Below are 13,986 nucleotides of genomic sequence, written 5' to 3'. Positions count from 1 at the left end.
GGACCCCCGAGCGAATCACGCCAAGGGGATGGCTACTTTGTGTCCATGCGTGCACCGGGCGGTCGGCCGACACGAGCGGCCAAGGGCCTGCTCTGCGGTTCGGCATGCCTGTTCCTGGGCGCGGTGAGCCATGTCGCGGCGGGCGGACGGCTGCCGGGTGCGGGGATCCTCGCCCTCCTTCTCCTCGCCCTGTCCGCGCAGGGGGCTCTGCTCCTCGGCGGCCGGCGACGCCGCTTCGACGTCGTGACGCTGGTGATGGGCGGAACGCAGTTCGGCCTGCACACGGCCTTCCACTACCTCCCGGCCCCCGGCTCTGCCGGGCGCCCGGCAGCGGCGGCCGGGCACGGCGGCCACCTCGCCGGGCACGGCGGCCATGGCGTGGGCGGGGACGCCGGGCACCTCATGGACGCCCGCATGACCCTGGCCCACGCGGCGGCCACACTCGGCACGGCCCTGTGCGTGATCCACGGGGAGCGGGTGCTGCGACGACTCGCGGCCCTGGTCGCCCCCCGCCTCGCGCTCCGGCGCGCGCCGTCGCTCCCCTGTCTCCCCCGGCTGCGCCCGGTGCCGCCGGTGGTCGGGCGGATCCGGTTCGGGGCGCTCCTCGCCCGGTCCCGGCACCGGCGTGGGCCGCCGGCGGCGGCTTCGGCCTGACGAGCCCGCCCGCCCCAGCCACGGCCGCCGGATGTGATCCGGCGGCCATGAGCCGTGCGGGCGGGAGCCCTCGGGTCGCCCACGCCATCGCTTCCCACCGCCCCGGGCAGGACCCGGTCCCACCCGGCAGGTCCACGGAGTCTCCCCGCGGCCTGCCATCCGAGGAGCACCCATGTCTCGCACCACCGAAGAAATACCGCAGAACGACCACGATCCCACCGACGCCGACACCGCCGGTCCCGCATCCGGCAGACCCGAGGGCCCCGCGGAACCCGCGACGGGCCGGCCGGGGACGGGCCGCTCCTGGGAGGCGGTACGGCACCTCCTGGTCCGGCTGCACTTCTACGCCGGTGTGCTCATCGCGCCCTTCCTGCTGGTGGCCGCGCTGACCGGACTGGCCTACACCCTCACGCCCCAGCTCGACCAGCTCGTGTACGGCGACCAGCTGCGGGTCGAGCGGGTCGGCGAGGAGCCGCGCCCGCTGGCGGAGCAGATAGCCGCCGCGCGGGCGGCGTACCCCGAGGGCTCCACGGCCTCGGTGATCACCCCGCCGGGACCCGAGGACACCACCCGGGTGGTGCTCGCGGTGCCGGAGCTGGGCGAGAAACAGCGCACGGTCTTCGTCGACCCGTACACCGCCGAGGTACGCGGAGAGCTGACGACCTGGTTCGGGTCGACGCCCCTCACCACCTGGCTCGACGACCTCCACCGCAACCTCAACCTCGGTGAGACCGGCCGCCTGTACTCCGAGGTCGCCGCGAGCTGGCTGTGGGTGACCGTCGCGGGCGGCCTCGTCCTGTGGCTCGGGCGCAGCCGGGGACGGCGGGCGAAGTCGGCGCGGGGCGTGCTGCTCCCCGACCGCACGGCCAAGGGGGTGCGCCGCACGCGCAGCTGGCACGCCGCCACCGGCGTATGGCTGGCGCTGGGGCTGCTGTTCCTGAGCGCCACCGGGCTGACCTGGTCGAACTACGCCGGTGAGCGGTTCGGGCGGCTGCTGGACGCGGCGAGCGGAAACGCCCCGGCGCTCGACACGGCGCTCCCGGGGGCGAAGGCCCCCGCAGAGGACCACTCGGAGCACGCCGGGCACGGCGGTTCCGGGGAGGCGGCGGGCGACGCCGACCCGGCGGACTTCGACGCGGCCCTCGCGGCGGCCCGGGGCGCGGGGCTCGGCGGCACCGTCGTGGTCTCGCCCCCGGCGGACGCGGCGAGCGCGTGGGTCGTGGCGCAGAACGACAACGTCTGGCCGGTGCACTACGACCGGGTCGCCGTGGACGCCGAAAGCGGCGAGATCACCTCGCGCACCCGCTGGGCCGACCACCCGGTCCTGTCCAAGCTGAGCAAGCTGGGCGTCCAGGGGCACATGGGCGTGCTGTTCGGGGTCGTCAACCAGATCGTGCTGGCGCTCCTCGCGATCGGTCTGACCGCCGTGATCGTCTGGGGATACCGCATGTGGTGGCAGCGGCGTCCCACGCGCGGTGACCGCGCGGCGCGCGTGGGCAGGGCCCCCGAGCGCGGGGCGTGGCGGCGGCTGCCGCTGCCGGTCCTGATCGTGGGCGTCCCCGCCGTGGTCGCGCTGGGGTGGGCGCTGCCGGTCCTGGGGGTGACGCTGGCCGGGTTCCTGGTGGTCGACGTGGTGGTGGGGGCCGTCCAGCGACGGCGTACCGCCTGACGGTCCGGATCGAGGCGCTCGGCCGGGGTCACCCGGCCGAGCGCCTCCCCCGGCCCGGCAGCGCCTTCACTTGCGGCCGACGCCCGCGTACATCGCGACGTCAGGAGTCGGGTTCTCCGGCCGCCAGGCGGAGCAGGACACCACGCCGGGCTCCAGCAGCTCCAGGCCGTCGAAGTAGCGCCGGACGGCGGCGGGGGTCCGCTGGGTGAGTTTCGGGGTGCCGTGCTCGTTCCAGAACGCCACCGCCGCGTCGACGTCCGGCATGTCGGGGTGCGTGACCGTGTGGGAGAGGACGAGGTGGCTGCCGGGGGCGAGGGCGTCCATGAGCCGGCGGACGAGCGCGTACGACTCCTCGTCGTCCTCGATGAAGATGACGACGCCGAGCAGCATCAGCCCGACCGGCCGCGAGAGGTCGAGCGTCTTCGCCGCGGCGGCCAGGACCGTGTCGACGTCCCGCAGATCGGCGTCCAGGTAGTCGGTGCGCCCCTCGGGCGTCCCGACCAGCAGGGCACGGGCGTGGGCCAGCACGAGCGGGTCGTTGTCCACATACACGACCCGCGCGTCGGGGGCGACGCGCTGGGCGACCTCGTGCGTGTTGTCGGCGCTCGGCAGCCCCGTCCCGATGTCCAGGAACTGCCGGATGCCCTCCCGCTCGGCCAGGTGGCGGACCGCCCGCCCCAGGAACAGCCGGTCCGCCTTCGCGTACTCCCCGATCCCGGGGTGCAGCGCCCGGATCCGGTCGCCGGCCTCGCGGTCGACCGGGTAGTTGTCCTTGCCGCCGGTCCAGTAGTTCCAGATCCGGGCGGTGTGCGGCCGGGTCGTGTCGATGCGCGATTCGATGTCGGTCACCCGGTCAACCTAGCGCACCGCCTTGGCAACTCCCCTGCGGGGATGATGTGTTGGCCCTTCGGGCGTGATGCCCGCCGGACCCGCCCCGGTCGGGCTCACACCAGGCCCAGCGACCGCAGCACGCGGCGCTGCCCCGGTGTCGGACCCGAGGGCCAGAACACGTAGCAGACCCCGCCCGTACCGCTCCGGACCCGCCCGTTCGCGTCGTAGCGCTTGGTGCGCAGCCAGATGTTCTCCCACTCGCGCCGCCGGTAGACCCGGCGCACCGCCGCGTTGTCCGGGGAGGCGGGGTCGTTGGCGATCACATCGCCCTCGGGGGTGAAGCCGACCACCGTCATCAGGTGGCCCGCCGTCCCGTAGCCCGCCCCGGTCAGCTCCTCCTGGAGGAAGGACTGCGAGGTGATGACGGGGATCCCGGCCCGGACCAGCCGCTCCAGGTCGGTGAGCGAGCCGAGGCGGGTGACGACCGCGTTCAGGTCGCGGTAGGTCGCGGCGTAGGCGGCGTTGAAGGGCCAGTTGCCGCAGCCGCCGTACTGGTAGTCGTACGTGTACCGGGCGGCGTGGCAGACCTGGGGGTCGGGCAGGCCGGGGCGGACCCAGGCGAGGTCCTCGGGGGTGGGCTTGCGACCCCAATACTCGACGATCATCTGGGAGGAGGTGGGGCTGCACCACGCCTCGCCCCCGTTGTCGTACTCGGGGTACTGGCCGATGTGCACGTTCTGCGAGTAGCGCGGGACCCGCAGTTCACGGGCGTGGACCGGGGTGCTGGCCGGGACGGTGAAGCGGTCGGGGACGTCGGAGGCCATCGCGCCGACCCGCCACACGGTCGGGGTGAGGCGGCTGCCCGGAGTGCGGTACAGGGTGAGCCGCAGCCGGTAGGAGGTGAACCGTACGCCGCTCGCCGCGTCGTCCACGGCGAGCGTGTCGGTCCAGACGGAGCTGTGCGGGTCCCCCTGGTCGTCCACCGAGGTGCGCCGGATGTCGCCGTCGCCCGAGGCCCAGCGGCCCATCGTGAACCAGGGGGTCGCGGTGCCGTCCGCGTAGGTCGCGCGCAGCTCGATGCCGATCCAGGTGCCCGCGGGCGTACGGGCGTTCCAGGAGGTGATCAGTTCGGTGGCGGGGACGGCGGAGCGGTGGACGGGCGAGGTCCAGGTGGCGTACTCCCAGGCGGCCGTCGTCCCGGTGTGCGGGTCGGTGTAGTCGGTGCGGCCGGCCGGGGTGGCGATCGCCAGGCCGGGGCGGCTGCCCGCGAGGACCCGGGCGCCGTCGCCGGAGCCCTGGCGCCAGTCGGTGTAGGTGTGCCAGAAACGGTTGTCCACGGGACGGGCTGCCGCCTGGGGTGCGGAGGGCTCGGCTGAGGGCTCGGCGCTGGGCGTCGCCGCGGGCACGGCCGCCGCGGGGCCCGCGGATGCGGCGGTGCCCGCCGCTGCCGCGAGCGCGGCGGTCAGGACGGTCCTGCGTGAGGTGGGACTGGTCATGGGCGAGACCCCCGGTCATGGGTGGGAGTGGGGCTGCGGATGCCGATCGGTGCGTCAACTATCCCGGCTCCCGACCCGGTCAGGCCAGTGATTCGGCCTGTGCCGCGCCACCAATATCGGTCTGGACCACTGGCGTGACCTGCGGCGGGCCCGGGCGGCCGGGGCGGGGCGGCCGAGCCCGGGCGGCCGGGGCGGGGCCCGTACGCTGGGGCCATGAACGACCTGGCCCGCCACGCCGACGCCCTGCGCGCGCTCCCCCCTTCCTGCGGGCCGGTCCGGCTGGTCGCGGTGGACGGGCACGCGGGGTCGGGCAAGAGCACGTTCGCCGCCCGGCTCGCGGCGGCGCTGGGCGGTGCGCCGGCGGTACGCGGTGGCGCGCCGGAGTCCGAGAGCGCACCGGAGTCCGAGAGCGCGGCGCTGCCCGAGGGGGCGCGGGTGCCCGAGAGGGCGCCGGCGCCCGGGGTCGCGCCGGTGCTCCATCTGGACGATCTCGCGACCCATGAGGAGTTGTTCGGCTGGGTGGAGCGGCTGCGGGAGCAGGTGCTCCTGCCGCTCTCGCGCGGCGGGAGCGCGCGGTACGCGCCGTACGACTGGACCGAGCGGCGCTTCGGACCGGCGCGGACCCTGGAGCCGGCCCCGGTGGTGCTGATCGAGGGCGTCGGCGCGGGCCGCCGGGAGGTGCGGCCGTGGCTGGCGGCCCTGTGCTGGATGGAGCTGGGGCGAAGCGCCTCCTGGGAGCGCGGCAGAGCGCGGGACGGCGCGGGCCTGACGGAGTTCTGGGACGGCTGGACCGCCGCCGAGGAGCGGCATTTCGCCGATGACCCCTCGCGCCCCCACGCCGACGCGCTGGTACGGCAGTTGCCCGAGGGGTACGAGTGGCGGGAGGGGCCTGGTGCGACGGCCGGAGGGAACCGCTTCGTGACCCACGGTAGGCGGGTGGGTCCGCCATACTGAGCAGTCGGAAATCAGCCGGGAAGTGCCGCAACTCGGCTTGACCGAGGGGCCTTACTGGTCTTACGTTCTCATTGTGCGGCTTTTCGGAGCCCCCGCAGACGCGAAGCCCCCGGTTGTTCCCCCGTGATCGGGGGCTTCGTTCTGTGCGCGCACCGCCGCCCGGCGACCACGCAGAGCGATCCCCTCACTGTGGGTCACCGCCCGCCCTGGTCCGCCGTTCACCGGCCGTCCGCCCTCTGCGCAGGTACGATGCAGCCCGGTGCGGTCAATTCCCTTCCTCCGTGCAGTGATTCGGCGCGCTCCGGTGGGCATGATGTGCGGGCGGGACATCCTGGGGAACGGTTGTGTGGGGGACCTGATGGACATCGGCACACAGGGCGCACACGCCCCCGCCGACCTCGCCTGGCTGCGTGGCATGGACGCCTACACGATGGGCGCCTACCCGCAGGCCGAGGACGAGTTCAGGGCTGCGGTACGGATCGATCCCGGCATGGCGGACGGCTGGCTCGGCCTCCACGCGCTGCGCGTCGACACCGCCACCGCGCTCTTACGCATGCACCGGCACCGCGACCGCTTCGGCGAACAGCGCTCCCGCCATCGCCGCCCGCTCAACTCCTGGTACTGGCTGGGCTGGTGGGTGCAACCGCTGCTGGAGAGTCCGCGCGATCTGCTGCTCGCCCACGCCTCGCACTGGCTGGACGGCCGCCATGTCCCGGAGCTGGACCGGGCGTTGGCGGGGCTGCCGCCGGTGGACACGGACCCGCAGGTGCGGTTCCTGCACGCCTGCCGCTCGTATCTGGTCAAGGACTGGGAGCAGTTGGTGCGCTACACCGAGCAGCTCGTGGACGATCCGATGCTGGGCATCGAGGCGGGTCTCTTCGGCGGCATGGCCCGGGTCCGGCTGGAGATGTACGGGCAGGCCGAACCCCTGCTGTCGGCGGCCCTGATGCGCTGCCGCAGCGAGCAGCCGCAGCGCAAGGAGCTGCGCTACTGGCTGGCCCGGGCCCACGAGGGCACCGGGCGCAGTGCGGCCGCCCTGCCGCTCTACCGCGCGGTGCACCGGGTCGACCCGGCCTTCATGGACACCTCGGCCCGGCTGGCCGCGATCTCCGAGGGCGACGGGTACGACGAGTCGGCGGACCTGGCCGCCGTGCTGCTGACCGGTTTCGGCGCGGGGGGCGCACAGGGAGCGGTGAGCGAGGCGCAGCCGGAGGGCGACCTGCCGTTCTCCACGGATCTGGTGGACGGCCGCGAGCCGTGGGTCGGCGGTGACTCCGGGCTCCTCGGCGACGATCCGGCCCCCGTCCCGCCCGCGCCCGTCGCGGGCGTCCGGCGCGAGAAGGTCCGCAACCCGCCGCCCTTCCCGGCCGGGCCGAGCGACCCCGTCCTGCTGGCCGAGGCGCTGGCCCAGCTGGAGCGCATGGTCGGCCTGGAGCCGGTCAAGCGGCAGGTGAAGGCACTGTCGGCGCAGTTGAACATGGCGCGGCTGCGGGCGGAGCAGGGGCTCCCGGTCCAGCCGCCGAAGCGGCATTTCGTCTTCTCCGGCCCCTCCGGCACCGGCAAGACGACGGTCGCCCGCATCCTGGGCCGGATCTTCTACGCGCTCGGGCTGCTCGGCGGCGACCATCTGATCGAGGCCCAACGCGCCGATCTGGTGGGTGAGTTCCTGGGCCAGACAGCGGTCAAGGCCAACGAGCTGATCGACTCGGCGCTCGGCGGGGTGCTCTTCGTCGACGAGGCGTACAGCCTGGCCAACTCCGGTTACAGCAAGGGCGATGCGTACGGCGACGAGGCCCTTCAGGTCCTCCTCAAACGGGCCGAGGACAACCGGGACCATCTCGTCGTCATCCTCGCGGGCTACCCGGAGGGCATGGACCGGCTGCTCGGCGCCAACCCGGGGCTCTCCTCCCGCTTCACCAGCCGGGTCGACTTCCCCAGCTACCGCCCGCTCGAACTCACCGCCATAGGAACGGTGCTGGCCGCCGAGAACGACGACGTGTGGGACGAGGAGGCGGTGGACGAGCTGCGCTCCATCAGCGGCCATGTGGTGGACCAGGGCTGGATCGACGAGCTGGGCAACGGCCGTTTCCTGCGCACGCTGTACGAGAAGAGCTGCGCCTACCGCGATCTGCGGCTCTCCGGGTACCCGGGGACGCTGACCCGTGAGGACCTGTCCACGCTGCGGCTGCCGGACCTGATGCAGGCGTACGGCGAAGTGCTGTCCGGGCGCGGTCCGGTGGGCCGGGGGAAGCAGGAGCCGGGCGGGTCGGCCTGAGGTTTCGGAGCGCGGGTGCTCGGCGGTCAGGGGGTGTCGTCGGCTCCGGCGGACCGGGACTCGGCGAGGGCGCGCAGGGCGCGGGCGTCGCGGATGGCCTGCTGCTTGGCCATGCCCGGCTGGATGCCGAGGGCGGGCAGGCTGGTGCCGTCGCTGAGGTCGAGGAAGACCCAGGGGTCGCCGGACCGCAGGTTGACCCGGAGGATCTCCTCCCAGGCCAGCCTGCGGGTGCGGGTGAGGTTGACGACGGTGACCCCGTCGTCGTCGGCGGTGACCTTGGGCCTGCTGAGCAGGGCCAGGACGCCGAGGAAGAGCGCGGCGACGAAGACGAAGCTGGCTCGCTCCCCCGCGTTCAGCCGCTCCAGCATCAGCGCGACGACCGTGATGACGAGGAACATCGCCAGCCCCACGCTCAGCAGGACCACCCGGGTGAGGGTGGGCCGGAAGGTGACCGGGAGGGCGGGGAGTTCGGGCCGGGGCGCGGACATGGGGCGTTCTCCGTCGAGAGGGTGTGCGGTGGCCGTGGACGGCCCCGGGGGGCCGGGGCCCGTCAGAGGCGGCAGGCGTGGATGGCCGTGGTGAGGATGGCGCGGGCCCCGAGCTCGTACAGGTCGTCCATGATCCGCTGGGCCTCCTTGGCGGCGACCATCGAGCGGACGGCGACCCAGCCCTCGTGGTGCAGCGGGGAGATGGTCGGGGACTCCAGGCCGGGGGTGAGGGCGACGGCGCGCTCCAGGTGCTCGACGCGGCAGTCGTAGTCCATCATCACGTAGGACCGGGCGACCAGGACGCCCTGGAGGCGGCGGAGGAACTGCTGCACCTTCGGGTCGTCGGCGGGAGCGCCGTTGCGGCGGATGACGACGGCCTCGGAGGTCATGATCGGCTCACCGATCACTTCCAGGCCCGCGTTGCGCATGCTGGTGCCGGTCTCCACCACGTCGGCGATGACCTGGGCGACGCCGAGCTCGATGGCGGTCTCCACCGCACCGTCGAGGTGGACGATGGACGCCTTGACCCCGGCCTGCGCGAGGTGGGCGGCGACGATGCCCTCGTACGAGGTGGCGATCGTCATGCCGTCGAAGTCCTGCGGGCCCGTGGCGGTGCCGGGCTTGGTGGCGTAACGGAAGGTGGAGCGGGCGAAGCCGAGCTGGAGGATCTCCTCGGCGTCGGCGCCCGAGTCCTGGAGCAGGTCGCGGCCGGTGATGCCGATGTCGAGCTTGCCGGAGCTGACGTAGATCGCGATGTCGCGGGGGCGGAGGTAGAAGAACTCGACCTCGTTGCCCGGGTCGACCAGGACCAGCTCCTTGGACTCCTTGCGCTGCTGGTAGCCCGCCTCATGGAGCATCGCCATCGCAGAGCCGGAGAGTGCACCCTTGTTGGGGACGGCGATGCGCAGCATGAGGTCGGGTTCCTTTGTGCGGAGGGAGCGGAGGGGGAACGGGGAGGTGCGGTGCCCGGGGCGGGCTCAGAGATGGGCGTAGACGTCGTCGAGCGAGATCCCGCGCGCGACCATCATCACCTGGACGTGGTACAGCAGCTGGGAGATCTCCTCGGCGGCGGCTTCCTTGCCCTCGTACTCGGCGGCCATCCAGACCTCGGCGGCCTCCTCGACGACCTTCTTGCCGATGGCATGGACGCCCTTGTCGACCAGTTCGGCGGTGCGCGAGGTGGAGGGGTCGCCTTCGGCGGCCTTGAGCTGGAGCTCCGCGAAGAGCTCTTCGAAGGTTTTGTGTCCCATGATGGTCCTCAGAATACGGGGTCGCCGGGGCGCACTCAGCGCCAGGGTTCGCTGACGGTCCGCAGCGTGGCCGCGGTGGCCACGGCGGCGGTGACCGCTTCGTGCCCCTTGTCCTCGTTGGACCCCTCGATGCCCGCCCGGTCGAGCGCCTGCTCCTCGGTGTCGCACGTCAGTACGCCGAAGCCGACGGGGACGCCGGTGTCGACGGTGACCTGGGTGAGGCCGAGGGTGACGCCCTGGGACACGTATTCAAAGTGGGGGGTGCCGCCCCGGATGATCACGCCGAGGGCGACGATCGCGTCGTAGCCGCGGCCGGCGAGCACCTTGGCGACGACGGGCAGCTCGAAGGAGCCGGGGACACGGAGGAGAGTCGGCTCGTCGATGCCCAGCTCGTGCAGGGCGCGCAGGGCTCCGTCGACGAGACCGTCCATGACCTTCTCGTGCCACTGGGCCGCGACGACGGCCACCCGCAGGTCGGAGCAGTTGCGTACGGACAGTTCGGGTGCACCCTTGCCGCTCATGGTTCTCCTGAAGATCGTGATGTGGTGACGGTCGGTCGGTCGTTACTGGTTGGCGCACGTCGACGCGGGCGCGCCGTCGAGCCAGGGCAGGTCGTGGCCCATGCGGTCGCGCTTGGTGCGCAGATAGCGCAGATTGTGCTCACCGGCCTGGACGGGCATGGGCTCGCGGCCGGTGACGGCGAGACCGTGGCGCAGGACGGCGGCGGTCTTGTCGGGGTTGTTGGTCATCAGCCGCAGGCTGCGTACGCCGAGGTCCTTGAGGATCTGCGCGCCGGCCGCGTAGTCGCGGGCGTCGGCGGGCAGGCCGAGCTCCAGGTTGGCGTCGAGGGTGTCGACGCCGCGCTCCTGGAGTTCGTACGCGCGCAGCTTGGAGAGCAGGCCGATGCCCCGCCCCTCGTGGCCCCGGAGGTAGACGACGACGCCCCGGCCCTCTTCGGTGATCCGCCGCATGGAGGCGTGCAGCTGGGGGCCGCAGTCGCAGCGCTGGGACTGGAAGATGTCGCCGGTGAGGCACTCGGAGTGGATCCGGACGAGGACGTCCTCGCCGCCGCCCTCGGTGAGGTCGCCGTGGACGAGGGCGACATGCTCGACGCCGTCGACGGTGGAGCGGTAGCCGTAGGCGGTGAAGTCGCCGAACGCGGTGGGCAGCCGGGTCCGCGCCTCCCGGCGGACGGTCGGCTCGCTGCTGCGGCGGTAGGCGATCAGGTCCTCGATGGAGATGATCGTCAGGCCGTGCTTGCGGGCGAAGGGGATCAGCTCGGGCAGCCGCAGCATGGTGCCGTCCTCCCCCGCGATCTCGACGATCGCCCCGGCGGGGCGCAGGCCCGCGAGCCGGGCGAGGTCGACGGCGGCCTCGGTGTGGCCGTTGCGGACGAGGACGCCGCCGGAGCGGGCGCGCAGCGGGAAGATGTGGCCGGGGCGGACGAAGTCGCCGGGGCCGGCGACGCCGCCCGCGAGCATCCGCAGGGTGGTGGCGCGGTCGGCGGCGGAGATGCCGGTGGTGACGCCGTGGGCGGCGGAGGCGTCGACGGAGACGGTGAAGGCGGTCTGCATCGACTCGGTGTTGTCCGCGACCATCTGCGGGAGTTCGAGGCGTTCCAGCTCGTCGCTCTCCATGGGGGCGCAGATCAGGCCGCGGCACTCGCTCATCATGAAGGCGACGATCTCCGGGGTCGCCATCTCGGCGGCGATGACGAGGTCGCCCTCGTTCTCGCGGTCCTCGTCGTCGACGACCACGACGGGCCGGCCGGCGGCGATGTCACGGATGGCCTGCTCGACGGGGTCCAGGGAGAGGTCCTCGGCGAGCGGGTCGTGGCCGGGGTGCAGCCAGGTGGGCTGAGCAGTCATGCCGTGGCTCCTTCCAGAGCGGGTGTCCGCGTACGCAGCCACCAGTCGCGCATGCCCCACAGGACGAGGGCGCCGTACATGATGTAGACGAAGCCGGAGAAGGCGAAGCCGTTGGCGAAGTTCAGGGGGACGCCGACGAGGTCGACCAGGAGCCAGGCGAACCAGAACTCGACCATGCCCTTGGCCTGGGCGTACATCGCGACGATCGTGCCGACGAAGATGTACGCGTCCGGCCACGGGTCCCAGGAGAGCGACGGGAACAGCGTGAACAGGCCGCCGACGGCGAGGGTGCCGAGCGCCGCCGCGCCGATCAGCACACCGCGCTCGCGCCAGGTGGCGAAGCGGACGGCGAGGGAGCCGTCCTGGGCCTGCTGCTTGCCCCGGTTCCAGGACTGCCAGCCCCACAGGGCCACGACGATGACGACGAGCTGCTTGCCCGCGCTGCCGGAAAGGTGCGCGGAGGCGAAGGCGGTGAAGAGGATGGCCCCGGCGAGCAGCTGGGCGGGCCAGGTCCAGATGGAGCGCCGCCAGCCGAGGGCCAGGGCGGTGAGGCCGATGAGGTTGCCGATCATGTCGGCCCACTTGATGTGCTGGCCGAACGCGGTGAACGCCTCGGAGTTCAGCCAGGAGACGGCGCTCATCGCGGGTCCCGCGCGGAAGGGTCGCCCGGCAGCGGGCCCGGTGCGGAACGGTCGCCGAGCAGCCGCTCGACGTACTTGGCGAGGACGTCCACCTCCAGGTTGACCGGGTCGCCGGGCTGCTTGCGGCCGAGCGTGGTCAGGGCGAGGGTGGTGGGGATGAGGCTGATGGTGAAGAAGTCGGCCCCCGCGTCGACGACGGTGAGGCTGACGCCGTCGACGGTGATGGAGCCCTTCTCGACGACGTACCGGGTCAGCTCGGGCGGCAGGGAGACCTTGACGATCTCCCAGTGCTCGGAGGGGACGCGCTCGACGATGGCGCCGGTGCCGTCCACGTGGCCCTGGACGATGTGTCCGCCGAGCCGCCCGCCGAGGGCCATCGGGCGCTCCAGGTTGACCCGGGAGCCGGTGGTGAGCGCGCCCAGGCTGGAGCGCTTGAGGGTCTCGGCCATCACGTCGGCGGTGAACTCGCCCTCGCCGGTCTCCACGACGGTGAGGCAGACGCCGTTCACCGCGATGGAGTCGCCGTGCTTCGCGCCCTCGGTGACGACGGGGCCGCGCAGCCGGAAGCGGGAGGCGTCGGCGAGCTGCTCGACGGCGGTGACCTCACCCAGTTCTTCGATGATTCCGGTGAACACTCAGTTTCCCTTCCGAGCAGGGGCGGGGGCGGCGGTGATGCGCAGATCGGGGCCGATACGGACCGTCTCGGTCACATCGAGGCGCAACGCCCGGGAGATGGTGGTGATTCCGGCGTCGCCGAGGGCCGCGGGGCCCGCGCCGAGCAGGACCGGGGCGAGATAGCCGACGACCTTGTCGACCTTGCGCGCGGCGACGAAGGCGCCGGCGAGGGTGGGGCCGCCTTCGAGGAGTACGGAGCGGACGCCGCGGGCGTGCAGAGCGGCGAGGAGGGCGTCGAGGTCCAGGCCGGGGCCGGTGGCGGCGCGGGGCAGCCGCAGGACGGCGGCCTCGGGGAGGTGGCCGGCCGGGGCGTCGGCGGCGACCGCGATCAGGGTGGGCGCGGTGGCGTCGAGGACGCGGGCGCCGGGCTTGACGGCGGTGGCCTCGGTGTCGACGACGACCCGCAGGGGCTGGGTCGCGCCGTCGACGCCGCGTACGGCCAGCTGGGGGTCGTCGGCGCGGGCGGTGCCGGAGCCCACGATCACCGCGTCGGCCTCGGCACGGAGCCGGTGGACGTCGGCGCGGGCCTCGGGGGAGGTGATCCAGCGGCTGGTGGCGTCGGCGGCGGCGATACGGCCGTCCAGGGTGGCGGCGTACTTCCACAGGACGTGCGGGCGGCCCTGGCGCACCGAGGTGAGCCAGGCGGCGTTGCCCGCCTCGGCCTCGTCGGCCAGGAGCCCCTGCCCGATCTGGACGCCGGCCGCGCGCAGGGTGTCGGCGCCCCCGGTGGCCTGCGGGTTCGGGTCGCCGACCGCATACACGACGCGGCTGATCCCGGCGTCCAGGAGGGCCTGGGCGCAGGGGCCGGTGCGGCCGGTGTGGTTACAGGGTTCGAGGGTGACGTAGGCGGTGCCGCCCCGGGCCCGCTCGCCGGCCGCGCGCAGGGCGTGGACCTCGGCGTGCGGCCCTCCGGCGCGCTGGTGGAAGCCTTCACCGGCCAGGGCTCCGGAGGCGTCGGTGATCACGCATCCGACGACCGGGTTGGGGCTGGTGGAGCCGAGACCGCGCGCTGCGAGCGCGATGGCTCGGCGCATGGCGGTGATGTCGGCTGCGGTGGCCACCGGGTCCTCCTGCCTCTTCGGGCACGGACTCCGGGGCCTGTCGATGACGACAGATGAAGCGGCTCACCAGGGCAAACGCCGAAAACCGAAGAAGGGACGCAGGGGTCCGGGACATCCCGGCCAT

General features: G+C 73.2%; 14 protein-coding genes. 4 read left to right on the top strand and 10 right to left on the bottom strand.

Annotation, left to right across the window (positions count from 1 at the left end):
* The first annotated feature begins 165 nt into the window (after positions 1-165).
* Positions 166-654 carry a hypothetical protein gene (locus ACLJPL_RS27330; RefSeq protein ID WP_411083636.1) on the top strand — a complete coding sequence of 163 codons (489 nt, stop codon included), beginning with the start codon at positions 166-168 and terminating at the stop codon, positions 652-654.
* A gap of 172 nt (positions 655-826) precedes the next feature.
* Positions 827-2,323, top strand: a complete 1,497-nt coding sequence (locus ACLJPL_RS27325) for a PepSY-associated TM helix domain-containing protein (RefSeq protein ID WP_411083593.1) — start codon at positions 827-829, stop codon at positions 2,321-2,323.
* A gap of 66 nt (positions 2,324-2,389) precedes the next feature.
* On the opposite strand, the gene ACLJPL_RS27320 is transcribed toward ACLJPL_RS27325, so the two are convergent.
* Both ACLJPL_RS27320 and ACLJPL_RS27315 read right to left on the bottom strand, forming a co-directional pair.
* Entirely contained in the window at positions 2,390-3,172 is a 783-nt protein-coding gene (locus ACLJPL_RS27320) for an SAM-dependent methyltransferase (RefSeq protein ID WP_411083592.1), read from the bottom strand.
* Positions 3,173-3,267: 95 nt separating this feature from the next.
* Positions 3,268-4,650: a peptidase C39 family protein gene (locus tag ACLJPL_RS27315; RefSeq protein ID WP_411083591.1), complete on the bottom strand. Its 1,383-nt coding sequence runs from the start codon at positions 4,648-4,650 to the stop codon at positions 3,268-3,270.
* Positions 4,651-4,863: 213 nt separating this feature from the next.
* Here ACLJPL_RS27315 and ACLJPL_RS27310 point away from each other — a divergent pair, with 213 nt between their 5' ends.
* Together ACLJPL_RS27310 and ACLJPL_RS27305 are read left to right on the top strand one after the other, a co-directional pair.
* The gene (locus ACLJPL_RS27310; protein ID WP_411083590.1) at positions 4,864-5,604 is read left to right on the top strand and encodes a uridine kinase; all 741 of its coding nucleotides are present in this window, start codon (positions 4,864-4,866) and stop codon (positions 5,602-5,604) included.
* Between the two features lie 358 nt (positions 5,605-5,962).
* Positions 5,963-7,879, top strand: a complete 1,917-nt coding sequence (locus ACLJPL_RS27305; RefSeq protein ID WP_411083589.1) for an AAA family ATPase — start codon at positions 5,963-5,965, stop codon at positions 7,877-7,879.
* A 26-nt stretch (positions 7,880-7,905) separates the two neighbouring features.
* Here ACLJPL_RS27305 and ACLJPL_RS27300 read toward each other — a convergent pair whose 3' ends face one another.
* The 8 genes from ACLJPL_RS27300 to ribD form a co-directional block, all read right to left on the bottom strand.
* Complete coding sequence (locus ACLJPL_RS27300; RefSeq protein ID WP_411083588.1) at positions 7,906-8,367, bottom strand: PH domain-containing protein; 462 nt, start codon at positions 8,365-8,367, stop codon at positions 7,906-7,908.
* A gap of 62 nt (positions 8,368-8,429) precedes the next feature.
* Positions 8,430-9,278, bottom strand: a complete 849-nt coding sequence (gene hisG / locus ACLJPL_RS27295) for an ATP phosphoribosyltransferase (RefSeq protein WP_411083587.1) — start codon at positions 9,276-9,278, stop codon at positions 8,430-8,432.
* A gap of 66 nt (positions 9,279-9,344) precedes the next feature.
* A complete protein-coding gene (locus tag ACLJPL_RS27290; protein ID WP_161268897.1) occupies positions 9,345-9,617 on the bottom strand; it encodes a phosphoribosyl-ATP diphosphatase in 273 nt (90 codons plus the stop codon).
* A gap of 35 nt (positions 9,618-9,652) precedes the next feature.
* Complete coding sequence (gene ribH / locus ACLJPL_RS27285; RefSeq protein ID WP_411083586.1) at positions 9,653-10,138, bottom strand: 6,7-dimethyl-8-ribityllumazine synthase; 486 nt, start codon at positions 10,136-10,138, stop codon at positions 9,653-9,655.
* 42 nt (positions 10,139-10,180) lie between these two features.
* Positions 10,181-11,485: a bifunctional 3,4-dihydroxy-2-butanone-4-phosphate synthase/GTP cyclohydrolase II gene (locus tag ACLJPL_RS27280; RefSeq protein ID WP_411083585.1), complete on the bottom strand. Its 1,305-nt coding sequence runs from the start codon at positions 11,483-11,485 to the stop codon at positions 10,181-10,183.
* A complete protein-coding gene (locus tag ACLJPL_RS27275; protein WP_411083584.1) occupies positions 11,482-12,126 on the bottom strand; it encodes a nicotinamide riboside transporter PnuC in 645 nt (214 codons plus the stop codon). Before ACLJPL_RS27275 ends, ACLJPL_RS27280 begins: the two co-directional genes overlap by 4 nt.
* Complete coding sequence (locus ACLJPL_RS27270) at positions 12,123-12,761, bottom strand: riboflavin synthase (RefSeq protein ID WP_411083583.1); 639 nt, start codon at positions 12,759-12,761, stop codon at positions 12,123-12,125. Before ACLJPL_RS27270 ends, ACLJPL_RS27275 begins: the two co-directional genes overlap by 4 nt.
* Positions 12,762-13,862 carry a bifunctional diaminohydroxyphosphoribosylaminopyrimidine deaminase/5-amino-6-(5-phosphoribosylamino)uracil reductase RibD gene (gene ribD / locus ACLJPL_RS27265; RefSeq protein WP_411083582.1) on the bottom strand — a complete coding sequence of 367 codons (1,101 nt, stop codon included), beginning with the start codon at positions 13,860-13,862 and terminating at the stop codon, positions 12,762-12,764.
* Positions 13,863-13,986: the final 124 nt, after the last annotated feature.

Source organism: Streptomyces sp. cmx-18-6, assembly GCF_046548915.1.
Classification (GTDB): domain Bacteria; phylum Actinomycetota; class Actinomycetes; order Streptomycetales; family Streptomycetaceae; genus Streptomyces.
Note: the sequence above shows the minus strand (reverse complement) of the source record. Positions and strands in the feature narration are given on the sequence as shown.